Origin of the sequence: Streptomyces sp. MB09-01, assembly GCF_033794505.1 — a bacterium.
Lineage (GTDB): Bacteria > Actinomycetota > Actinomycetes > Streptomycetales > Streptomycetaceae > Streptomyces.
The window spans coordinates 15303-38077 of the sequence record NZ_JARAYQ010000054.1 but is presented as its reverse complement, the minus strand read 5'-3'; the positions used below and the strand labels follow the sequence as shown (position 1 = coordinate 38077).

Genomic DNA, 22775 nt, shown 5'->3' with positions numbered 1-22775 from the left:
TTTTTTTTTTTCGAGGAGAAGCCGGACTGGGTTTTTTGCTCTTCTCTGGGGGTGGGGAGTGTTTTATAAAGAAATAGACGCGCCCGCGGGGGGGGGTGGGCCCCCCCCCGCGGGGCCGGGGCTCGCGGGCGGGGCCCCACGACCCCACCCCCCCCGGCTTGGGGGGGCGGGGGTGGGGGGCGGGTGGGGGGGTGGGCAGGGGGGGGGGCGGTGCGCGGGCGGGGGGTGTGGGGCGGGGGGGGGGGGGGTCGGTGCGTGGGGGCCGGGGGCCGTCAGCCGGCGGGCCCAGCCGAGGATGCGGTGGCGGCCCGCTCGGGAATGGGCCTCGACGGTGAGCTCCGGCCCTTCGAGGTACTCCTCGACGAGGAGGTCGGTGACCTCGGGGTAGCCGTGGGCGGCGGCCCGCGCCTCGGCCTCGTCGCGGACCAGCCGGACCCCTTCCCCGTAGGCGCCTGCCCGGGGCTTGACGACGCACGGGTAGCCGATGAGCCCGGTGACGAAGGGGAGCGTGTCGGCGCGGCCGCACCGGGCGAAGGAGACCGGCCGGACCGGGTGCAGGGCGTTGGAGCGGGCGCGCAGGGCGGCCTTGTCCATGAGGGCGGTGACGGCGTCGGTGGGGGTGCCGGGCAGGCCCAGTTCCTCGTTGGCGCGGGCGGCGGCGAGGGCTCCGGCGGCGTCGAAGCCGAAGACGGCGGCGCGTCCGTGCCGGACCGCCTCCATCCGGCCGACGGCACCGACGAGGTGCCGGTGGTCGCGCCAGTCCGTCCGTACCCGCCGCTCCGTCCCCTCACGGTCGGATGGCACCGATGGCCCCGGCGCGACCACCACGGTGTGCGCGCCCGCACGGCGGGCGGCCGCCACCACGGCTGGTCGCGGGCTCAGCAGGACGGCCACGGGCCCCCGCCCCTCACCGGCCGTCCGCTGCGGCATACCGCGCTCCCCCCTCACGCCGTGCATCCACTGTGCCGGTTCGGCATATGCCCATCGCGCCGTGCCAGGCGTCGTCTTGCCGCCTTGCGGGAACACGAGGGGTTTACAGACATGCACAGAACGGGACGAATTGGAATATGCCCGCAGAGGAGACCGGAACAGGCGGAGCAGCCGGAACGGCTCGAGGGGCCGGAGCCGCCGGGGAGCTGAGTCCCGCGGCCCGGCGCCTGTACGCGTACGCCGTCGAACGGCACGCCTTCGGCGCGGCCGAGGCCACCGAGGCCCTGGGCGTGCGCGCCGCCGCCGCGATCACCGAGCTGGCCGCCGCGCACCTGCTCCAGCGGACGCCGGGCGGTGGGCCGGACCGGTGGAGCGCGGTCGCGCCCCGGGCCGCGGCGGCCCGGGCGCTGGCCCCGCTGGCCCTGCTCGTGCGGGAGACCCACGACGAGATGGACCGGCTGCGGGGACGGCTGGAGACGCTGGTGCCGGCGTACGAAGCGGGGACCGCGCACCGGGACCTCAGCGGGTCGGGCCGCCTGGAGCTGGTCACGGACCTCGGCGCGGTACGGGGGCTGATCGCGGAGCTGGCCGCGTCGTGCGAGCGGGAGCTGCTGACCTCCCAGCCCGGCGGCGGGCGGCCGCCGGAGACGCTGGAGGAGTCGATCGGGCGGGACGAGTCGCTGCTGACGCGCGGGGTCCGGATGCGGACGATCTACCAGCACACGGCGCGTTACTCGCGGCCGACGGCGGCGTACGTCGAGCGGGTGACGGCACTGGGCGCGCAGGTGCGGACGCTGGGCGACGGGCTGATGCGGATGCTGGTCTTCGACGGGCGCACGGGGCTGATGGCGGTGCCGGACCGGACCGGGGCGGCGCTGGTGGTGCGGGAGCCGGGCGTCGTGCACTTCATGACGGCGGCCTTCGAGCGGTCCTGGCTGGGGGCGGAGCCGTTCCCGACGTCGGTGAGCCCGGAGGCGGCGCGGTCGATCTCGGACGAGCTGCGGCAGACGATCGTGCGGCTGCTGTCGGAGGGGCTGGAGGACAAGGTGATCGCGCGCCGCCTCGGCATGTCGGAACGGACGTGCCAGCGACACATCGCGGAGATCATGCGGGCGGTGGGCGCCAAGTCCCGTTTCCAGGCCGGCTACTTGCTCTCCGCGACGCCGGCCCCGGCGCCGGCGGATCGGGGAGGGACGGTTTAGCACGGCCTGGTACGGCCCGGTAGGGCCCGCTACGGCCCGGCGTACCGGTCGTAGTACGAGCGCAGCGACGGGCGGCGGATGGCGGGCAGCCGGACGAGGGTGTGCGAGAAGGCGCTGGAGTGGGCCCGGAAGGGGCTCCGCGGGCGCAGCGGCAGGGGGTAGTCGTCGCGCAGGACCCCCTCCGGCAGGCCGCCGGACGCCGGCAGCGGCGAGGTCTCCGCGGGGAGGACGAGGTGGGCCCAGACCCCGATGTCGAGCGGGACGACGGCCGCCGTGCCGTGCGGGGGCCGCCACGGCTCCCCGGTGACCGGATGACGCGGGACGAGGAGGATGTCGTCGCCGGACCGGAGCACGGGCGCCCCCGGCCCGGCGAGGCCCACGGTGAGGGCCGGGGGCCCGGCGGGGAGGTAGCCGGCGACGGCGTCGCCGAGCAGCTCGGCGAGGGGGCCGGGCAGGGCCACCGCACGGGCGTCGCAGGCCACCACCAGGTGTGCGAGCGCCACCGGGACCGCGGCCTCCCAGCGGCGGCTCCAGGACCCGTCTTGTTCGACGGGCGGGACGGCGTACGACGCCAGGTCCAGCTCGTCCCAGTCGGGGGTCGGGACGGCGGGCAGGCCGGAGGGGAGGCGGCGGACCGCATCGGGTTCCAGCCATACCGCCTGCCACAGGCCGCAGTCGTCCATCCGGGTCGCCACCGCGCTCCCGCACCGCTCGCACGCCAGATTGGGGCCGTCGCGGCCGTCGATGCCCATGCAGTAGCCCGCGCACTTCTCGGGGATCAGGGCCATGCCCCGGGAGTCGCCGGGCGCGATGACGATCCTGCCCCGCGCCGCGAAGGACACGGAGTAGACCGGCGCGTGGAATCCCTGCCGCGCCGCCAGCTCCTCCCCCACCTCGGCCCACACCCGCCAGGGCGCTCCGCCGGGCAGGGGGTCGACGGCGTACGTCGCCGGTTCCATCAGCGGGGGATGCAGCTCCTCCCACGCACCGAAGTGGGTGTGGTCGGGAAGGGCGACCCGGGAGACCGGGGCCGTCAGCTCCGCACCGCACCCGGCGCACACGAACACGTCCAACCGGCATCCCCCGTCCCCCGTACCCGGCGATTCTGCCCGGTCGGGCCGCGTACGGGCCATCGGATTTCGGACCGCCGCCCGGCTCACGCGGCGGGCGGCTCCAGTTCGGGGATCAGGCGCCCCCTCCTGGAGAGGAGGAAGCGCTTGAACTCTGCCACCGGTGGGGTGTCGGGGTGGCCGTCGAGCCAGGCGAGGCCGATCTCGCGGACGGCGCGCGGGGCGGTGACCGTCAGTTCGACCACGCCGGGGCGGGCCACGGCCGGAGGTGGCAGGAGGGCCACGCCGAGGCCGGCGGCGACCAGGCCGCGCAGGGTTTCGGCCTCCTCGCCCTCGAAGGCGACGCGCGGGGTGAAGCCGGCCTCCGCGCACAGGTCGTCGGTGATGCGGCGCAGGCCGTAGCCGGGTTCGAGGGTCACGAAGGTTTCCTCCGCGGCCTCGGCGAGGCGGATGCGCTTGCGGACGGCGAGGCGGTGGTCCTCGGGGACGACCAGGCGCAGGCGCTGTTCGTCGAGGCGGCGGGCGACGAGGTCGGGGGCGTCGGGGAGGGGCGAGGTGAGGCAAAGGTCGAGTTCGCCGGCCCGGAGCTTCTCCAGCATGGCCTCGCCGTAGTTCTGGACGAGGGAGAAGCGCACCCGCGGGTGGTCGGCCCGGAAGGCGCGGATCAGGCCGGGTACGGTCTCGGAGCCGAGGGTGTGGAGGAAGCCGAAGGCGACCTTGCCGAAGGCCGGGTCGGCGTCCAGCTGGACGGATTCGGCGGCCCGGGCGATGCCGTCCAGGGCCTGTTCGGCGGAGGCCAGGAAGGTGCGCCCCGCCGTGGTGAGGGCGACGTTGCGGCCCTTGCGGGCGAACAGCGTGACGCCCAGGTCCTGTTCGAGGCGGACCATGGCCCGCGACAGGGTGGACTGCGGTACGCCCAGTTCGTGCGCGGCGCGGGTGACGTGCTCGTGCCGGGCGACGGCGGCGAAGTAGGCCAGCCGGGGCGCCAGCAGCCGTGTCACGGCCATGTCTTCTTCGTAACGGTTCATTGACAGACGCCGCCCTGAGCTGTGCTGATGCATGAGTGGATCGATTATCGCGATTCTGTGCATTGGACGCATCAAAAACACCGGCCTACCTTCGATGCATGCCTCCCGTTCATACCGGGGCACCCGTCATCCCGGGTGCCTCCACCCCGTCGTTTCCGCAGCCCGACTCCCCCGAGCTCCGAGCCCCCGGCCGCCCCGGCTACCGCCGGATGAGCCTCGCGCTCTTCGCCGCCGGGCTCGCGACCTTCGCCCTCCTCTACTCCACCCAGGCGCTGTTGCCCGCGATCTCCGCCGGCTTCGGGGTGACGGCGGGCCGGGCCAGCTGGACGGTGTCCGCCGCGACCGGAGCGCTCGCGCTGTTCGTCCTGCCGCTCAGCGCACTGTCCGAGCGGTTCGGCCGCACCCGGATGATGACGTGGTCGATGGGGGTGGCGGTGGGCGTGGGCCTGCTGGTGCCGTTCGCGCCGAGCCTGGAGTGGCTGGTGGCGCTGCGCGCGGTCCAGGGCGCGGCGATCGCCGGGATCCCGGCCTCCGCGATGGCGTACCTGGCGGAGGAGGTCAAGCCGAAGGCCCTGGTGGGTGCGATCGGCCTGTTCGTGGCGGGGAACTCCATCGGCGGCATGAGCGGCCGCCTCGTCACCGGCTGGGCGGCGCAGCTGTGGGGCTGGCGGGCGGGGCTGGGCGCGGTCGCGCTGATGTCGCTGGTCTGCGCGGTGGCGTTCCTGGTGCTGCTGCCCCGGGCGCGGTTCTTCCGCCCGGCGTCGCTGAACCCGCGCGCGGTGGGCCGTACGGTCGTCGGTCATCTGCGCGATCCGCTGCTGCTGCGGCTGTACGGGATCGGCGCGCTGTTCATGACGGTCTTCGGCGCGGTCTACACCGTCATCGGCTACCGCCTGGTGGACGAGCCGTTCTCGCTCGGGCAGGGTGTGATCGGGTCGATCTTCCTGATCTACCTGGTGGGGACGGTCTCCTCGGCCGCCGCCGGCAAGCTGGTGGCCCGTACGGGGCGGCGCGGCGCGCTGTACCTGGCCGTGACGACCACGGCGCTGGGGCTGCTGCTGTCGCTGGCCGAGTCCCTGGCGGCGGTCCTGATCGGGCTGGTCCTGATCACGGCGGGCTTCTTCGCCGGGCACGCGGTGGCTTCCGCCGCGGTCAGCCGGACGGCGAAGACGGGCCGCGCGCAGGCCTCGGCGCTCTACCAGTCGGCGTACTACCTCGGGTCCAGTGCCGGCGGCACCCTGGGCGCGCTCGCGTACCACGGGGCGGGGTGGGCGGCCACGGTCGGGATCGCGCTGCTGGCGGTGCTGGGCGTCGTGTCGATCACCCTGTACGGGTCGCACGCGGCCCGTGCGGAGCGCCGGATGCCGACGTCGGCCATGGCCGCGCGCTGACGAAATCTACGCTCCCGCACGAGGCAACCCCCGCATGTTTTCCGGGCATTCAACACGGAGAACGGAAGCCGTGCGAGCAGGGGAGGACCGGATGGGGACGCTGACGGCACGCGTGCGCGTGAAGCGGCGGGCGACGGTACTGGGCGGGGCGGTGGCGCTGGCGCTGCCGCTGGTGGCCGCGGGGGGCGGGACGGCGCAGGCGGCCGCCTCCTGCAACCTCACCGCCGGGCCGTACCAGCGGCAGGTGGAGCAGTTCCTGGGGCGGCCCGTGGACGGGAAGCAGTCCGCGGCGGACTGCACGGCGATCAGGTCGTTCCAGGCGGCCCACGGGATCACCCCGACCCAGGGGTACGCCGGACCGCTGACCTGGCAGACGATGAGCACGATGCTCGCCCAGCGGGCGGCGGGCAGCACCCCGAACAGGGCGGGCAACTGCCCGACGAACCGGGGGCGGATCGCCTGCGTCGACCTGACGCGGCAGCTCAGCTGGATCCAGGACGGCGCGGCGCTGAGGTACGGTCCCGTCCCGGTCCGCACCGGCAAGGACGGCACGGAGACCCGGACCGGCCTCAAGAAGATCTACTACCGCAGCATCGACCACTGGTCGACGCTGTACAACGTCTCGATGCCCTACGCGCAGTTCTTCGACGGCGGCATCGCCTTCCACTCGACCGGCAAGAGCATGTGGAACCCGCCCGGTTCGGGCGGCTGCGTGAACATGCGGCTCGCCGACGCCAAGGCGTACTGGAACCTGCTGGGGAAGGGCGAGGACGTCTACGTGTACGGCCGCAAGCCCGGCACCTGAGTCCTCACCCCGCCGGTGCGGGCTCCGCCGCGGCGCGCTCGCCGGCCGTGCGCAGGTCGTCCAACCGCCGCAGGCTGGCCCGCCGTTGCACCAGGGACAGGCCGGCCACCGCGGCTCCGAGGGCCAGCCAGCCCGCGGGGCCCGCCGTCATGACCGCGCCGGTGAGCAGCAGCGGGCCGGCGGCCTTCTGGACGGACTGGGCCATGCCGGCGACCCCGAGGTACGAGGCGCGCGCCTCCCGGGGCGCGAGGGAGACCGCCAGTTCCCAGGAGCTCACCGAGCGCATCAGCTCCGCCGCGGTGGCCAGCACCGCCGCGGCGAGCAGGGCCGCCGAGGCGAGCAGGATCCCGCCGCCGGCCGCGGCGGCCAGCAGGACGCAGCACACGAGTGTCGTCACCCCGTAGAGGGCGACCGCGCGGGTCGCGGCGCGGGCGCCCTGGAACTCCGCCGAGACGCGCAGCTGCAGGACGACGACGAGCACGGTGTTGACGACCAGGAAGGCCGGGATCAGGGCGTGCGGCGCCGTGGTGTGGCTGACCAGCCACAGCGGCAGGCCGACGCCGAGGATCGAGTCGTCCAGGTTCATCGGGATGTCCAGGAGGACGAACCGGAGGTAGCCGCGGTCCCGCCAGGCGCTCGTCCCCGAACCGGCCGCCGGGTCCGGGGCCGCGCCCTCGGCCGGCGCGGCGCCGACGGGGGGTGCGGCCACGAGCCCGCGGCCGCGCGGCTCGCGGGTGCGCCACACGAGGGCCGCGGCCACGAGGAACGACAGGGCGTTGGCCAGGATCAGCACCTGGTAGGCGCCCCGGGTGCCGACGGCGAGGCCGATGGCGGCGAGGCCGGCGCCGAGCGCGTAGCCGGCGTTGGCCGAACTGCGCGACAGCGCTTGGTAGGTGGCGCGCCGCTCGCCCGCGACCCGGGTGGCGAAGAGCATCTCCAGCGTCTTGGCCGCGCGGTCTCCCAGGTGGGTCACGGCGAAGACGGGCAGCAGCACCGCGAAGTCGGTGACCACCAGCAGCGCGCAGAGGGTCCCGAGGCGGACCAGGTGGCAGCCGATCAGCAGGGCGCGGACCGGGAAGCGGTCGGCGAGGTGGCCGGCCAGTGGTGATCCGGCGATGCCCGCCACTCCGGCCGCGCCGAGCAGCAGGCCGATCCGTCCGGCGTCGAGGCCGACGATGAAGGTGAAGTAGAGGACGGAGGACGCGGCCCACACGCCGGTGCCCGCGCGGTCCAGCAGCTGGGCGAGCAGCATGATCCGCGCGTCCCGGCCGCCCGGCGGCCGGCGCAACTGCGCCAGCAGCCCGGCCTCCCCCCGCCCCGCCCTCCGGATCTCCCCGCCGCGCCGCATCCCAGCCCCCGCATCCGCCGTCCAGGTATCTCGGCGTCGAGATACATGCGGAAGCCTGCCCCATATTAATCTTGACGTCAAGATACTTGATATCGATAGACCTGGGCCGTCCGGCGCTTCCGGCTGCCGTTGTCAGAGGCCTCCGATAGTTTCGGGAGTAGCCGAACCAGCAGGGGGATGAACGGACATGAGCGACCTCGCCACCAGTACGGACCTCGACGCGGCGATGGACCGGTACCGGGTCGAGCTCACCGGCTACTGCTACCGGATGCTCGGCTCCTCCTTCGACGCCGAGGACGCCGTGCAGGACACGTACGTCCGCGCCTGGCGGAGCTACGAGAAGTTCGAGGGCCGCTCCTCGCTGCGGTCGTGGCTGTACCGGATCGCCACCAACGTCTGCCTCGACCTGCTGAACGCGGGGAACAAGCGGGCCCGCCCGATGGACCTGACCGCCCCGCAGCACCAGGCCTCCGCCGTGCTCAACGAGCGGCCCGAGGTGACCTGGCTGGAGCCGGTCCCGGACGGCCGGGTGCTGCCGCAGACCGCCGATCCGGCCGAGATGGCGCTGGCGAAGGAGTCCGTACGGCTGGCCTTCGTCGCGGCGCTGCAGCACCTGCCGGCGAAGCAGCGGGCGGTGCTGATCCTGCGCGAGGTGCTGGCCTGGAAGGCCGACGAGGTCGCGCAGCTGCTGGAGACCACGGTGGCCTCGGTGAACAGCGCGCTGCAGCGGGCGCGCGCCACGCTGGCCTCGCAGGGCATCCGCGACAGCGATCCGGCGGACCCGCTGGACCCGGACCAGGCGAAGCTGCTGGAGCGGTACCTGTCCGCCTTCGAGGCGTACGACATCACGCGGCTCACCACACTGCTCCACGAGGACGCGGTGCTGTCGATGCCTCCGTTCGACCTGTGGCTGCGCGGCCACGAGGACATCGCGGCCTGGCACCTGAACCAGGGCATCGGCTGCAAGGGCTCGCGGCTGGTCCCGACGACGGCGAACGGCATGCCGGCCTTCGGGCAGTACCGGCCCGCCGCCGACGGGAAGGGCCACACCCCGTGGGCGCTCCAGGTCCTGGAGATCTCAGAGGGCAGGATCGTCGGGCTCAACGCCTTCCTGGACACCGCCCGCTGGTTCCCGCTCTTCGGGCTCCCCGAGCAGCTCGACGAGTCCTACGAGGTCCAGCAGGGCGCGTAGGGCGGGGCCCGCGCCGGTCACGGTGAAGCCCCCGCCGTGTCCTCGGGCGGTCAGCCGCAGCCGGGCCAGCACCTCGACCGCGGCCAGGCCCGGCGCGGTGACGGCCCCGACATCGCACTCCACAGCCGTCGCCCCGCTCTCGTACAGCCGGGCCAGCCGGGCGCACAGCCGCGCGGTGTCGCGTCGGGTCGGGGCGGGTCCGGGCAGCACGAGTCGTCTGGTCGTCACGAGAGGGTGACTCCCCCGCCGCCCGGAAATCATCGGAGACGGGCGGTCGGCTCAGGGAGTCGGGAAGGTGGACGTGTCCAGCTTGAGGCCGAAGGGCGCGGGCAGGTGGAAGGTCTCGCCGAACTTGCCCGCCTGGAGCACCCGGTAGAGCCCGCCCTTCGGCTCGCCGTACAACGTGACGGTGGGACCGCCGGGGGCATAGGCGTCGATCAGCAGGTAGAGCGGGACCGCGGCCTGGGCGTACCCCGCGAGTTTGGCGACGCGATCATTGGAGGCGTTCGACTTCGACGTGACCTCGACAGCCAGTTCCGCGATGGCGGCGGGGACGAACGCGCCCCCTTCGAGCACCGCCTCTTCCGGAACGACCACCAGATCCGGGATGTAGAGCCCGTCACGGGACGGGATCGTCACGTTGAGGGTCTGATAGACCTCCAAAGCGTCCGGAAGTACCGTCATCACGGCCCGTTGGACCTTGACCGCGATGTAGTTGTGGTGGTTGACGGGCGGTGGTGCCACGGTGACGATCCCCTCGATGATCTCCACCTTGCAGCCCTCCGGCGCGTCCGTCTCCTCCCAGAGGCGGACGAGACCCTCCCAGCTCTCGCCGCTGACCGGCTCGTGCTGGACGGTGAGTGCGCTCATGGTGTGCTCCTCATGCTGTTGGCACCGATCCCAGCATGACGAACGGGACCGGTGGGCGTCCACCGGTCCCGTTCAGCCGCACGAGTGCGTGCAGGTCAGGCGATGCGGTCCAGGACGATCGGCGTGGCCGAGAAGGCCGTGCCGGCCGGAGCGATGTCGTACGTGCCCTCCAGGGAGGACAGGGCGTAGTCGAACTTCTCCGGGGTGTCCGTGTGCAGGGTCATCAGCGGCTGGCCGGCGGTGACGGTGTCGCCCGGCTTCGCGTGGAGCTCGACGCCCGCGCCGGCCTGCACCGGGTCCTCCTTGCGGGCGCGGCCGGCGCCGAGGCGCCAGGCGGCGACGCCGACCCCGTACGCGTCGAGGCGGGTCAGGACGCCCGAGGCGGGGGCGGTGACCACGTGCTGCTCGCGGGCCACCGGCAGGGTCGCGTCCGGGTCGCCGCCCTGGGCCGCGATCATCCGGCGCCAGTGGTCCATGGCGGAGCCGTCGGCCAGGGCCTTCGCCGGGTCGGCGTCCTTGATGCCCGCGGCGTCCAGCATCTCCTTGGCCAGCGCGATGGTCAGCTCCACGACGTCCGAGGGGCCGCCGCCGGCCAGGACCTCGACGGACTCGCGGACCTCCAGCGCGTTGCCGGCCGTCAGGCCCAGCGGCGTGGACATGTCGGTGAGGAGCGCGACGGTCTTGACGCCCGAGTCGGTGCCGAGGCCCACCATGGTGCGGGCCAGCTCGCGGGCGTCCTCGATGTTCTTCATGAAGGCGCCGGTGCCGACCTTCACGTCCAGGACGAGCGAGCCGGTGCCCTCGGCGATCTTCTTGGACATGATCGAGGAGGCGATGAGCGGGATGGCCTCGACGGTGCCGGTGACGTCACGCAGCGCATAGAGCTTCTTGTCCGCCGGGGCCAGGCCGTCGCCGGCCGCGCAGATGACGGCGCCCGTGGTGTCGAGGACGTGCAGCATCTCCTCGTTGGAGAGCAGCGCGCGCCAGCCGGGGATGGACTCCAGCTTGTCGAGGGTGCCGCCGGTGTGGCCGAGACCGCGGCCCGACAGCTGCGGTACGGCCGCGCCGCAGGCGGCGACGAGCGGGGCCAGGGGCAGGGTGATCTTGTCGCCCACGCCGCCGGTGGAGTGCTTGTCGGCGGTGGGGCGGGAGAGGGAGTCGAAGTTCATCCGCTCGCCCGAGGCGATCATCGCCGCGGTCCAGCGGGCGATCTCGGTGCGGTTCATGCCGTTCAGCAGGATGGCCATCGCCAGCGCCGACATCTGCTCGTCGGCGACGACACCGCGCGTGTACGCGTCGATGACCCAGTCGATCTGCTCCGGGCTCAGCTCGCCTCGGTCCCGCTTCGTACGGATGACGGAGATGACGTCCATGTGGTGCTTCCTTCTACGCGCATAGAGAGAGGGGTTTGCGGACGTACGACAGCCCTCCGCCCCCGGGGGCGAAGGGCCGTCGGCACGGCTATCTCAAGTGGTCGGGCCCGAAGGCCTGGGGCAGCATCTCCGCCAGCGGAAGGATCCCCTTCGGGGTCTCCACCAGCAGGTCCGGTCCGCCGAATTCGAAGAGCAGCTGGCGGCAGCGGCCGCACGGCACGAGGATCTCGCCCCGGCCGTCGACGCACGTGAAGTGCGTGAGGCGGCCACCGCCGGTGGCCTGGAGGGAGGAGACCAGGCCGCACTCGGCGCACAGGCTGAGGCCGTAGCTCGCGTTCTCCACGTTGCAGCCCACGACGGTACGGCCGTCGTCGACGAGGGCGGCGACCCCGACCGAGAAGCCCGAGTACGGGGCGTACGCCCGGGACATCGCGTCCCGGGCGGCCGTCCGCAGGGCTTCCCAGTCCACGGCGTGCGCCGGGGTCACTTGCCCTGACCCTTGCGGTACGGCATGCCGTCCGCCTTGGGCATCCGCAGGCGCTGCGCGGACAGGGCGAGCACCAGCAGCGTCGTCAGGTACGGGGCGGCGTCCACGAACTGGCTCGGCACCGAGTCCGTGGTCGCGTACCAGAGGAACAGCAGCGCGGCGAAGACCGCCGAGACGCCGGCCTGGATGTGCTTCTTCTTGTAGAGCTGCCAGGCGCAGACCAGCACCAGCAGGATCGCGATCAGCAGCAGCATCGCGTGGACGTTCTCGGCACCACCGCGCAGCTTGAGGCTGTCGATGAAGCCGAACAGGCCCGCGCCCAGCGCCATGCCGCCGGGCATCCAGTTGCCGAAGATCATCGCGGCGAGACCGATGTAGCCGCGGCCGCCGGTCTGGCCCTCCTGGTAGATGGGGCTCGCGACCTCGGACAGGTACACGCCGCCGAGGCCGGCGAGCGCGCCCGAGACGATCACGGCGATGTACTTGTACTTGTAGACGTTGACGCCGAGCGACTCGGCGGCGATCGGGTTCTCACCGCAGGAGCGCAGGCGCAGGCCGAAGCTGGTGCGCCACAGCACCCACCAGGTGGCGGGGATCAGCAGCAGGGCCACGATGGTGAGCAGCGAGATCTCGGTGACCAGGCCGCCGATGACGCCGGCGAGGTCGGAGATGAAGAACCAGTGCTTGCCCTGGAGGTCGGCCATCCAGTCCGAGAGCCCCGGGACTGTGATCTTGGCGATCGGTTCGACCTGCGGGGACTGCTTGGAGGAGCCGCCCGGCGCCTCGGCGAACGTGAAGTTCGACAGGTACTGGGTGAAGCCCAGCGCCAGGATGTTGACGGCCACACCGGAGACGATGTGGTTGACGTTGAAGGTGACCGTGATGATCGCGTGCAGCAGGCCGCCGACGGCGCCGCCGGCGATGCCGACGAGCACACCGGTCCACGGGCCCCACTGGTAGCCGGCCCAGGCACCGAACCAGGTGCCGAGGATCATCATGCCTTCGAGGCCGATGTTGACGACGCCCGCGCGCTCGGCCCACAGACCACCGAGACCGGCGAGGCCGATCGGCACGGCGAGCGAGAGGGCGCCGGAGACCTGGCCGACGGAGGTCAGGTCGTCGGCCCCGGAGATCAGGCGGACCAGCGAGACCAGCGCGAGGCCACCCGCGATGATCAGCATGATCCAGGGCAGGGTGAGCTTCTTGCGGCCGCCCGTGGCGGGCGCCGCTTTCTTCGTGGAAACGGTGCTGGCGCTCACGCCGCGACCTCCTTCTCGGTCTTCATCGCGTGGCCCGCGGCCAGCTCCTCGCCGACCTTCTGCTGCTGGCGGCGGATGCCGTAACGGCGGACGAGCTCGTAGGAGACGACGACCGCGATCACGATCAGGCCCTTCATGATCGTGCCGATCTCCTTGGCGTAGCCGGCCGTATCGAGGCCGGCGGACGCCTTGTCGATGAAGGCCATCAGGAGAGCGGCGAAGAAGATGCCGACGGGGTTGTTGCGGCCGAGCAGGGCGATCGTGATGCCGGTGAAGCCGACGCCCACGGGGAAGACGAGGGTGTACGTGTGGCTCTCGCCGAGCAGCACCGGCATGCCCGACAGACCGGCGACGGCACCGGAGATGAGCATCGCGGTGATGATCATCTTCTTGGAGTCGACACCGGAGGCCGCGGCGGCGGACTCGCTCGCGCCGCTGGCGCGGAGGTCGAAGCCGAAGCGGGTGCGGTTGAGCACGAACCAGTAGACGACGCCGAGGGCGAAGGCCACGAACGTGAAGCCGTAGATCTCGCCCGAGTCGCCCAGGGAGAGGGCCGGGAACCAGCCGGACTCGGCAATCTCGCCCGTCGTCAGGTCGTTGGAGCCCTCGACCTGGACGCCGAGGTTCTTCGGCAGGATCAGCCAGGCGATGAGGCTCGTCGCGATGGCGTTGAGCATGATCGTGGAGACGACCTCGCTCACGCCGCGCTTGGCCTTCAGGACACCGGCGATGCCGGCCCAGAAGGCACCGGTCATCATCGCGACGACCACGATCAGCAGGATGTGCAGCGGGCCGGGCAGCGCGATGGCGCCACCGACCACGGCGGAGATCATCGCGGCGAGCCGGTACTGGCCGTCGACACCGATGTTGAAGAGGTTCATCCGGAAGCCGATGGCGACGGCCAGGGCTGCCAGGTAGTACGTGCCGGCCTGGTTGACGATGAGGACCTGGATGTCCTCGTAACCACCGTTCTCCACCATGATGCGCAGCGGCTCGATCGGGTTGATGCCCGTCGCCCCCAGCACGATCATGGTCAGCACGAAGGCGGCGACCAGCGCGAGCACGGGGCCGGCGATGGCGAGCAGCAGCCGGTCCTTGTCGAATTTCTTCATCGGGCCTCGTCCTCCGTCGTGTCACCGTCGGCAGCGGCGGAGTGGTTGTCGGTTGCTTCCAGGTGCCCCGAAGCGGCGCCCGTCATGGCGGTGCCGAGCTCCTCGGGGGTGACGGTCGCGGGGTCGGCGTCCGCGACCAGGCGGCCGCGGTAGATCACGCGCAGGGTGTCGGACAGGCCGATGAGCTCGTCCAGGTCCGCGGAGATCAGCAGCACGGCCAGGCCCTCGCGGCGGGCATCGCGGATCGCGTCCCAGATCTGCGCCTGCGCGCCGACGTCCACACCGCGGGTGGGGTGGGCGGCGATGAGGAACTTCGGGTTGTGGCTCATCTCGCGGCCGACGATCAGCTTCTGCTGGTTGCCGCCGGAGAGCGAGGCCGCGGTGACCTCGATGCCCGGGGTGCGGACGTCGTACTCGCGCACGATCCGCTCGGTGTCCTTGCGGGCCGCCTTCGGGTCGAGGATGCCCTTCTTGGAGTTGGGCGTCTCGGTGACGTGGCCGAGGATCCGGTTCTCCCAGAGCGGGGACTCCAGCAGCAGGCCGTGGCGGTGGCGGTCCTCGGGGATGTACCCGATGCCGCCCTCGCGGCGCTTGCGCACCGAGGTCTTGGTGATGTCCGTGCCGTCCAGCGTGATCACGCCCGCGTCGGCGGCGGCCATGCCCATGAGGGCTTCGATCAGCTCGGTCTGGCCGTTGCCCTCGACACCGGCGATGCCGAGGATCTCGCCCTTGTGGATCGTGAGGCTGATGTCGTCCAGCAGGAGGCGGCCGGTCTCGACGTTCTCCACGGTCGCGGAGTCCGCGGCGCCCTCGGCGACCAGGACCTCCGGCTCGGCGACGACGACGTCGCTCGCGGCGAGGGTCAGGTTCTTCACCTGGAGCATCGGGACGTCGGTCACCGTCGACTCGCGGGTCTCGGGCGACGGCAGCTCGGAGCCGACCATCAGCTCGGCGAGCTGCTTGGTGGTGGCGGTCTTCGGATCGGCGGTGCCGACCGTGGTGCCGCGCCGGATGACGGTGATGTCGTCGGCGACCTTCAGCACCTCGCCCAGCTTGTGCGAGATGAAGATGACGGTCAGGCCCTCGGCCTTGAGCTCGCGCAGGTTGTCGAAGAGGGCGTCCACCTCCTGCGGCACGAGCACTGCGGTCGGCTCGTCGAGGATGAGGATCTTCGCGCCGCGGTAGAGGACCTTGAGGATCTCCACGCGCTGCCGGTCGGCGACACCGAGGTCCTCGACCAGAACGTCGGGGCGCACGCCGAGGCCGTACGCGTCCGAGATCTCCTTGATCTTCTTGCGGGCCTTGGCGCCGATGCCGTAGAGCTTCTCGCCGCCGAGGACCACGTTCTCCAGGACGGTGAGGTTGTCGGCGAGCATGAAGTGCTGGTGCACCATGCCGATGCCGCGGGCGATGGCGTCGCCGGGCGTGTGGAAGGAGACCTGCTCCCCGTCGATGGCGATGGTGCCCTCGTCCGGCTTCTGCATGCCGTAGAGGATCTTCATCAGGGTCGACTTGCCGGCGCCGTTCTCGCCGATCAAGGCATGGACCGTGCCCTTGCGGACGGTGATCGCGATGTCCTTGTTGGCGACGACGCCGGGGAAGCGCTTGGTGATGCCGTGCAGTTCTACGGCGGGGGGCGGGCTGGACGCGTTGATGACGCACTCTCCTTGGCGCGGAAGGAGCGGAAGGCAGGGGGGGACAGGGCGGGGAGTGAAAGTATCGCGTCCACGATGCTTCTACGCGCGTAGCACTGTCGGAAGTGAAAACTCGCGGCCATGGGGCCACTTGGTCACAGAATAGTGATCACCGAACGTGGCTCGGGGCCCGGGAGCGATCGAGACCGCTTCCCGGACCCCGGAGACCAGGACTACATGTCGGCGACGGCCTTACGGGGCGGTCTTGACCTTGATCTTGTTGGCGATGATGTCGGCCTTGGCCTTCTCCACCGCGGCGATGACGTCGGCCATCTCCTTGTACTTCGGGTTGGAGTCGGCCAGGCCGACGCCGTCCTTGTCCAGGCCGTAGCGGATCTCACCGGTGGTCGGCTTGCCGTCCTGGACCGACTTGATCAGGTTGAAGACCGAGTCCTCGACGTCCTTCGTGACCGAGGTCAGGATGGAGTCCTTGTACTTCGCCAGACCGGCCTGGTTGTACTGGTCGGAGTCGACACCGATGGCCCACTTGCCCTTGGAGGACGCGGCCTCGATGGCACCGGAGCCGGCCAGACCGGCAGCGGCGTAGACCACGTCGGCGCCGCCCGCGTCGAGCTGACCCAGTGCGGCGGCCTTGCCGAGGTCGGGCTTGGCGAAACCGTCGAAGTTCGGCGGCTGCGTCAGGTACGCGGAGAGCACCTTGGCGTTCGGGTTGGTGTCCTTGACGCCCTGGGTGAAGCCCGCCTCGAACTTCTTGATCAGCGGAACCTCGACACCGCCGATGAAGCCGACCGTGCCGGTCTTGGACACCTTGGCGGCGGCGACGCCGGCCAGGTAGGAGCCCTGCTCCTCGTTGAAGACGAGGTTGGCGATGTTCCCGCCGGTCACCGAGGTGTCGTCGATGATGCCGAACGTGGTGTCCGGGAACTTCGGCGCGACCTTCTTGATGGCCGGGGCATAGGCGAAACCGACGCCGATGACCGGGTTGTTGCCCTTGCGGGCAAGCTCGGTGAGGCGCTGGACCTTGTCGGCCTCGCCCTCACCGTCGGTGGGCTCCGCTTCGGCGCCCTTGATCTTCAGATCGGTTTCGGCCTTCTTCAGGCCGGCGTAGGCGGCATCGTTGAACGACTGGTCGCCGCGGCCACCGATGTCGTACGCGATGGCAGCGGACTTCTGACCCGACTCCGAGGGAGAGGAGGAGGCGTCAGAGGACTTCTTACCGCCACAGGCGGTGGCCGAGAGGGCCAGCGCCGCGGACGCGATGCCCACGGTGGCGATCCTGGTGATCCGGCGCAAGGGGAGGCTCCTTCAAAACCTGACCGAAGCGCCACGACCGGCGCTGGTTTCGCGGCGATCGTAACGCGCGTAGATGTCAGTTAAAGGCCCGTTCATGAGTCGTTATCGGATCGTCGTGAACCAGACAGTGACCGATTGGTGACTCCTCACGCGCCCAGCCCTTGTGTACCAAGGGCTGGACACGCCCGACGGAAGATCCGTCGATGTTGTAGGGAACTCGCCCCGGCCGCTACCTGGCGGGCACGGCCCGACGCCCGTCCAGCAGTGCGGCGGCCGTGAAGAACTCCACGCCGACCGCGATCGCGTCCTCGTCGACGTCGAAGTCACCGCGGTGCAGATCGCGCTTGGCGGTGTCGCCGGGTGCGCGGACCCCCAGGCGGGCCATGGCGCCCGGGACGTGCTCCAGGTACCAGGAGAAGTCCTCCCCGCCCAGGCTCTGCTCGGTGTCCTCGACGGACTCGGTGCCGCAGCGGGCCGCCATCGCCTCGCGCAGCAATTCGGTGATCACCGGGTCGTTGACCACCGGCGGCACCCCGCGCACGTGGTTGATCTCGAACTTGGCCCCGTGCATGGTCGCGATCTCGTCGATCGCCGCGTGGATCATGTCCGGCGCCTCGTGCCAGGCGTTCAGGTCCAGGCACCGGACGGTTCCGGACAGCTCCGCGTGCATCGGGATGACGTTGCAGGCGTGCCCGGACGCGATCCGGCCCCAGGTGACCGACATGCCCGAGCGGGCGTCCATCCGGCGGGCCAGCAGGGCCGGGGCGTCGACGGCCACCCGGGCGGCGGCCGTCACCAGGTCGGTGGTCAGGTGCGGGCGCGCGGTGTGCCCGCCGGAGCCGGTGAGGGTGACCTCCAGCCGGTCGCAGGCCGAGGTGATGGGGCCGGCCCGCAGCCCGATCCGCCCCGCGTCGACCCGGGGGTCGCAGTGCACGGCGACGATCCTGCCCACGTCGTCCAGCACTCCGGAGTCGATGGCATCGGTGGCCCCGCCCGGGAGCACCTCCTCGGCGGGCTGGAAGAGCAGCCGTACGGGGCGGGGCAGCAGCCCCTGCCGGTCGAGCTCGGCGAGCACCAGGCCGGCGCCGAGGACGACCGCGGTGTGCACGTCGTGGCCGCAGGCGTGGGCGCGGTCCGGGACGGTCGAGCGGTACGAGACGTGCGTCTTGGCATCCGGGATGGGCAGGGCGTCGATGTCCGCGCGCAGGGCCAGCATCGGCCGGCCCCCGTCCCAGGTGCCGACGTCACAGATCAGGCCCGTGCCTGACTTCAGCACCCGTGGTCGCAGGCCGGCTTTCTCCAGCCGGGCCTTGATCGCCGCGGTGGTACGGAATTCCTGGTGTCCGAGCTCCGGGTGCATGTGCAAGTCCCGGCGGAAGGCGATCAGTTCGGTACGCAGGTGGTCCGGAAGTGTGCCGGGCAGCTCGGGCCGGTCGGACGCGGCGGGCTGGGCGGTCTGGGACTCGCGGGACATCAACTGGTTCACCCGTTGAAGGGTAGGCGCACGGACGGGTCAACTGGCCGGGGATCCCGAAAAGTTCATGCCGTTAGGGGAAAGAAACGCGGCCTCTGGCGCATGACCGGGTGTCCCCGGGGGTAAACTCGCGCGCTCATCCGGCCGTGGGAGCCGCCTGGGCAGGGAGTCTGCGCACATCACGGGCGGTGTCGGTGACCCCGGCGAGGAAACTGCGGGCGCGGGCGGACGCGGACCCGGTGAGCCAGGCGGGGTCCACATTGCATACGGCGACGGTCACACCGGTACCGGTCAGGGCGTACGGCAGCGTGTGGACGACCGTGGACGGAAAGCTGACGATCGTCCTGCCGACCGGACCGCGCCGTGCGATCAGCTCCAGCGGCAGGTCCGGGCGCACGATCTCCAGCCCGGTCGCCCGGCTCAGCGCGCGCAGCTTCTCGGGGGACTCGCGGCGGTGCGCGAAGTAGCGGGTGGCGCCGTGCTCCAGGGTGAGGGCGCGCACCGCTTCCAGGTAGCGGGCCGGGTCCACCACGCCGGTCTCCACCAGCGAGGTGCCGACCAGGTCGGTGCCCCTGGTCAGGCGGGGCGGACCGAAGCGGGCGCGGGTCCAGGCGAAGTCGTTGACCCGCAGGGTCATGGCGCCGTGGGCGGTGACGGGCATCGAGCTGAACACCTCGACGCGGTGGCCGCGGCCCCGGGCGGGGGTGAAGCGGCGGCGCGCGGTCGCCGAGACGGGGGCGTACGCCAGCTCGCGGACCCGGCCGGGCAGTCCCCCGCCGCCGGCCCGGTGCCAGCGTACGAGGCGTTCGCCGCGCGCGGTCTGGGCGATGAACTCCATGGTGGCGGTGCCGTCGTCGACCACGACGAGCTCATCGGCGCGCACGAGGGTGAGCAGCAGCTGGACGTAGCGCGAGAAGGGGTCGCCGATGACGACCGTGCGCGCCGCGCGGACGTCGCGCGCCAGTGCGGCCAGCGCCTTCAGCGGCGCGAACCGGCTGCCGCGCGCCTCCTGCCAGCACACCTCGTACCCCTCGTCCCGCGCCAGCGCGGCCATCCGGCGCAGCTGGCCGCGGGACATGGGGTCGGTGGGCGGCAGGACGACGATCCTCAGGGATGACCCCGCGCCGGCCGGAGCCGGTTCGCTGCCGGGCCCTGCCCCGCCGCCGCCCTCCGCGCGGGCCCGGTCCGGGCCGGGTTCCGCCCCGCCGGCGCGGGGCCCCCGCTGGCGCGGGACCCCGTCCAGCTGCGGCTGCTGCGGGCCGGGGCCCGCCGGCGCGCTCCGCGCGTGCGCCCACTCCAGCACGTTGAGGAGTTGGACCGGGCTCTCGACGAACGCCAGGGTGGAGGCGGAGGGGGTCACCACGTACTCCTTGTCAGGGGGCGGAACTCGTACGCGCCGGACCGGAGGTCAGACGGCTGCCAGCTCGCCCCGGACGCGGCGGAGCTTCTTCATGGGGCCGAGCTCGGACTCGTAGACCCGCTTGACCCCGTCGCCGAGGGCGGTCTCGATGGTGCGGATGTCGCGGACCAGACGGGTGAGGCCGCCGGGCTCGACGGAGGCGGCCTGGTCGGAGCCCCACATCGCGCGGTCGAGGGTGATGTGCCGCTCGACGAAGGTGGCCCCGAGGGCGACGGCGGCGAGGGTGGTCTGCAGGCCCGTCTCGTGGCCGGAGTAGCCGATCGGAACGTTGGGGTACTCGTCCCGCAGGGTGTTGATGACCCGGAGGTTGAGCTCCTCGGCCTTGGCCGGGTAGGTGGAAGTGGCGTGGCAGAGGAGGATGTTGGCGCTGCCGAGCACCTCCACCGCGTGGCGGATCTGCTGCGGGGTGGACATCCCGGTGGAGAGCACGACGGTGCGGCCGGTGGCGCGCAGGGCGCGCAGCAGCTCGTCGTCGGTGAGGGAGGCGGAGGCCACCTTGTGGGCGGGGACGTCGAACTTCTCGAGGAAGGCGACCGCCTCGGTGTCCCACGGGGAGGCGAACCAGTCGATGCCGCGCTTGGCGCAGTGCTCGTCGATGGCGCGGTACTCGTCCTCGCCGAACTCGACCTTGTGGCGGTAGTCGATGTAGGTCATCCGGCCCCAGGGCGTGTCGCGTTCGATGTCCCACTGGTCGCGCGGGGTGCGGGTCGAGCAGGGGTGCGAGCAGGCGGGCGCGTTCCAGGTCGTGCGGGTCGTCGATCTCCAGGACCCGGGAGGGGTCGGTGGCGACGGGCAGGGTGCGTCCGAAGAAGCGGTGGCGGGCGGCGCGGAAGCCGTCGGCGTCCATGGCGTAGGCGGCGCCGGTCTCCAGCAGGTCCTGCGGCCGGTCCTGGCGCCGGGGGCGGTACGCCTGGTCGTGGTTGACCCCGGCGCCGGAGCCGTCGGCCCCGGACCGCCAGAGGAACCCGTGGAAGGGGGCCACGGTCAGGGCCGAGTCGGCCGCCCCGGAGGCGACGGCCACGGCGACCGACTCGACGTCGGAGGCGGTGAGGAAGGGGCTCGTGCACTGGACGAGGAGGACCACGTCCACGCTGACGGAGTGCAGTTCCTCGAAGGCGGCGAGCGCGTGCAGGAGGGCGGCCTCGCTGCTCGCGGTGTCGCCGGAGATCGCGGTCGGACGGGCGATCACGTCGGCGCCGGCGGCGCGGGCGGCCTCGGCGATCGCGTCGGAGTCCGTGGAGACCACCACGTCGGTGACGGTCGGCGCCGAGCGGCAGGCCCGGACGGCGCGGGCGACGAGCGGGGTGCCGGCGACCTCGGCGAGGTTCTTGCCCGGAACCCCCTTGGAGCCGCCGCGGGCCGGGATCACGGCGAGGACGCGGGGGCTCACAGCTCCCCCAGCCTGCGGATCACCGGGGCGACGCGCTGCACGCCGTGCCGGTAGGCACCGCGGGCGGCCTCGCGCAGGTGGGCGCGGAGCCGGCGGCGCAGCCGGGACTCCCCCGCGGTCGGGCGCGCCGCGCCGGGCAGCGGGGTGCCGTCGGGGGCGAGGTGGTGCCGGGCGAGGATCCCGGGCAGGTACCGGGGGGCGGTGGTGAGCGTGTAGTACGGCGCGGGGGCGGGCAGCCGGGCCGCGGCCACCAGCCCGGCGGCCTTGGCCCGGGCGACGGCGTAGGCGTCGTGCGGCGCGCCCGCGGCGGCCTCGGCGGACGAATGCGCGGCCCCGGCCGGTTCGGCCGCACCCGGCCCGGCCGCGGCCGGGCCCGGCAGTACGCCCTGGGCCGCCAGCCAGAGCGGATCGCCCTCCGGGAGGAGGCCGGAGTCGAGCTGGTCCCACGAGGCCAGGCAGCCGGAGCCCAGGAAGTGGTGGTTGCCGAGGGCCTCGCGGATGCCGAGGTCGGTGAGGATCGCCGTCGGGATGGACCGGTGCAGGGACTCCAGGGCGGCGGTGGAGGAGACGGTGACCAGCAGGTCGGTGCCGTCCAGCACCTCGCCCATGTTCCCGTACACCAGGCGGCAGTTGGCGGGCAGTCCGCCCGGGATCTTCTCCGCGAGCCGCTGGTACGGCTGCTCCTCCAGGTGCGTGGTGTGCTCCCCGGGCTTGCTGCGCAGTTTGATCAGCACCTCCCGCTCGGGGTGCAGCCGGGCGTGGGCGGCGGCGCGTTCCAGCAGGTAGGCGCGGTCGGCGCGGCTGTCGGGCACGGAGGGCTGGACGGCGAAGACCACCGTGTGGGCCCTGCTGCCGGCCGGCTCGTACGGCGCCCCGCCCAGGAAGGGCAGCGCGGTCTCGGTGACGGCTGCGGCGTCCGCGCCGACCCCCTCGTACACGGCGCGGAAACGCTCCGCGTCGTGGCGGGAGTTGGCGAGGACGAGGTCGGCCCCGTGCCGCAGCAGCAGCCCGTCGGCGAGCTTCTCGTATACGACGCCGACGTATCCGGTGACGAGTACGGGGCGCTTGGCGGGCGTCGGCCACAGGGCGCGGGCCCCGTGCAGGACGGCCTGGACGGCCCCTCCGACGAGGGCGAGGACGACCACGTCGTAGCGCTCCCGCTCGATCTCGGCGAGGAACTCCGCGCAGGTCACCTCGGTCAGCCGGTCGGCCCGCACCCCCACCTCGCCGAGCTGGCGCGCGGTGGGTGTGGCACGGCCGCGCAGCAGGTATCCGGTGAGCTGGTGGTCGGGCACGAGACGGCGGGCGGTGAGTGCGCCCCATTTCCATCGCGTATCGGAATCGGCGAGTACGGCGACGCGTTTGCGTTCTGGCACGCGGCAGAAGCTATTCCGCAATTTCGGTGATCGGCCCAACGAACGCACAACAGCGGGTTAACAACGCGTCGACTCAATGCGAAAGCGCACGGGTTAACTC

19 protein-coding genes and 2 pseudogenes are annotated in these 22775 nt (G+C 72.3%); 4 read left to right on the top strand and 17 right to left on the bottom strand.

Annotation, left to right across the window (positions count from 1 at the left end):
• Positions 1–63: 63 nt before the first annotated feature.
• Positions 64–594, bottom strand: a complete 531-nt coding sequence (locus PV721_RS43890) for an ATP-grasp domain-containing protein (protein ID WP_416371097.1) — start codon at positions 592–594, stop codon at positions 64–66.
• Positions 595–1067: 473 nt separating this feature from the next.
• On the opposite strand from PV721_RS43890, the gene PV721_RS14435 reads away from it, so the two are divergent.
• Positions 1068–2132, top strand: coding sequence for a helix-turn-helix transcriptional regulator (locus tag PV721_RS14435; protein WP_319724020.1), 1065 nt, complete (start codon positions 1068–1070; stop codon positions 2130–2132).
• A gap of 29 nt (positions 2133–2161) precedes the next feature.
• On the opposite strand, the gene PV721_RS14430 is transcribed toward PV721_RS14435, so the two are convergent.
• Together PV721_RS14430 and PV721_RS14425 are read right to left on the bottom strand one after the other, a co-directional pair.
• Positions 2162–3205 (bottom strand): hypothetical protein, encoded by a 1044-nt coding sequence (locus PV721_RS14430; protein WP_319724019.1) that lies wholly within the window; start codon positions 3203–3205, stop codon positions 2162–2164.
• 83 nt (positions 3206–3288) lie between these two features.
• Positions 3289–4230 carry a LysR family transcriptional regulator gene (locus PV721_RS14425; protein WP_319724018.1) on the bottom strand — a complete coding sequence of 314 codons (942 nt, stop codon included), beginning with the start codon at positions 4228–4230 and terminating at the stop codon, positions 3289–3291.
• Between the two features lie 98 nt (positions 4231–4328).
• Between PV721_RS14425 and PV721_RS14420 the strand changes: the two genes are divergently transcribed.
• Together PV721_RS14420 and PV721_RS14415 are read left to right on the top strand one after the other, a co-directional pair.
• Positions 4329–5621, top strand: a complete 1293-nt coding sequence (locus PV721_RS14420; protein ID WP_319724016.1) for an MFS transporter — start codon at positions 4329–4331, stop codon at positions 5619–5621.
• Between the two features lie 91 nt (positions 5622–5712).
• A complete protein-coding gene (locus tag PV721_RS14415; protein WP_319724014.1) occupies positions 5713–6426 on the top strand; it encodes a L,D-transpeptidase family protein in 714 nt (237 codons plus the stop codon).
• 4 nt (positions 6427–6430) lie between these two features.
• On the opposite strand, the gene PV721_RS14410 is transcribed toward PV721_RS14415, so the two are convergent.
• The gene (locus PV721_RS14410; protein ID WP_319724012.1) at positions 6431–7774 is read right to left on the bottom strand and encodes an MFS transporter; all 1344 of its coding nucleotides are present in this window, start codon (positions 7772–7774) and stop codon (positions 6431–6433) included.
• Between the two features lie 187 nt (positions 7775–7961).
• Here PV721_RS14410 and PV721_RS14405 point away from each other — a divergent pair, with 187 nt between their 5' ends.
• Positions 7962–8966 (top strand): sigma-70 family RNA polymerase sigma factor, encoded by a 1005-nt coding sequence (locus PV721_RS14405; protein ID WP_319724009.1) that lies wholly within the window; start codon positions 7962–7964, stop codon positions 8964–8966.
• Here PV721_RS14405 and PV721_RS14400 read toward each other — a convergent pair.
• From PV721_RS14400 to PV721_RS14340, 13 genes and pseudogenes are all read right to left on the bottom strand, one after another.
• Positions 8853–9194, bottom strand: coding sequence for an STAS domain-containing protein (locus PV721_RS14400; protein WP_319724007.1), 342 nt, complete (start codon positions 9192–9194; stop codon positions 8853–8855). The two genes, PV721_RS14405 and PV721_RS14400, sit on opposite strands and share 114 nt — an antisense overlap.
• Positions 9195–9245: 51 nt before the next feature.
• Positions 9246–9836: a Uma2 family endonuclease gene (locus tag PV721_RS14395; RefSeq protein WP_319724005.1), complete on the bottom strand. Its 591-nt coding sequence runs from the start codon at positions 9834–9836 to the stop codon at positions 9246–9248.
• A gap of 95 nt (positions 9837–9931) precedes the next feature.
• Complete coding sequence (locus PV721_RS14390) at positions 9932–11209, bottom strand: thymidine phosphorylase (protein WP_319724003.1); 1278 nt, start codon at positions 11207–11209, stop codon at positions 9932–9934.
• An 88-nt stretch (positions 11210–11297) separates the two neighbouring features.
• Entirely contained in the window at positions 11298–11696 is a 399-nt protein-coding gene (locus PV721_RS14385; RefSeq protein WP_319724002.1) for a cytidine deaminase, read from the bottom strand.
• Positions 11693–12955 carry an ABC transporter permease gene (locus tag PV721_RS14380; RefSeq protein ID WP_319724000.1) on the bottom strand — a complete coding sequence of 421 codons (1263 nt, stop codon included), beginning with the start codon at positions 12953–12955 and terminating at the stop codon, positions 11693–11695. Before PV721_RS14380 ends, PV721_RS14385 begins: the two co-directional genes overlap by 4 nt.
• Complete coding sequence (locus PV721_RS14375) at positions 12952–14067, bottom strand: ABC transporter permease (RefSeq protein ID WP_319723998.1); 1116 nt, start codon at positions 14065–14067, stop codon at positions 12952–12954. Before PV721_RS14375 ends, PV721_RS14380 begins: the two co-directional genes overlap by 4 nt.
• On the bottom strand, positions 14064–15722 hold the full coding sequence (locus PV721_RS14370) for an ABC transporter ATP-binding protein (protein ID WP_319724028.1): 1659 nt from the start codon (positions 15720–15722) through the stop codon (positions 14064–14066). The genes PV721_RS14375 and PV721_RS14370 overlap by 4 nt, the downstream gene beginning before the upstream one ends.
• A 231-nt stretch (positions 15723–15953) precedes the next feature.
• On the bottom strand, positions 15954–17015 hold the full coding sequence (locus tag PV721_RS14365) for a BMP family ABC transporter substrate-binding protein (protein ID WP_319723997.1): 1062 nt from the start codon (positions 17013–17015) through the stop codon (positions 15954–15956).
• Positions 17016–17244: 229 nt separating this feature from the next.
• A complete protein-coding gene (locus tag PV721_RS14360; RefSeq protein ID WP_319724026.1) occupies positions 17245–18489 on the bottom strand; it encodes an amidohydrolase in 1245 nt (414 codons plus the stop codon).
• Positions 18490–18625: 136 nt separating this feature from the next.
• Positions 18626–19849, bottom strand: coding sequence for a hypothetical protein (locus PV721_RS14355; RefSeq protein ID WP_319723996.1), 1224 nt, complete (start codon positions 19847–19849; stop codon positions 18626–18628).
• A 48-nt stretch (positions 19850–19897) separates the two neighbouring features.
• Positions 19898–20611: pseudogene (locus PV721_RS14350) on the bottom strand (N-acetylneuraminate synthase family protein); the annotation flags it as partial.
• Positions 20604–21299: pseudogene (locus PV721_RS14345) on the bottom strand (cytidylyltransferase domain-containing protein); the annotation flags it as partial. The pseudogenes PV721_RS14345 and PV721_RS14350, both read right to left, overlap by 8 nt.
• Positions 21296–22675: a DUF6716 putative glycosyltransferase gene (locus tag PV721_RS14340; protein ID WP_319723994.1), complete on the bottom strand. Its 1380-nt coding sequence runs from the start codon at positions 22673–22675 to the stop codon at positions 21296–21298. The gene PV721_RS14340 and the pseudogene PV721_RS14345, both read right to left, overlap by 4 nt.
• Positions 22676–22775: the final 100 nt, after the last annotated feature.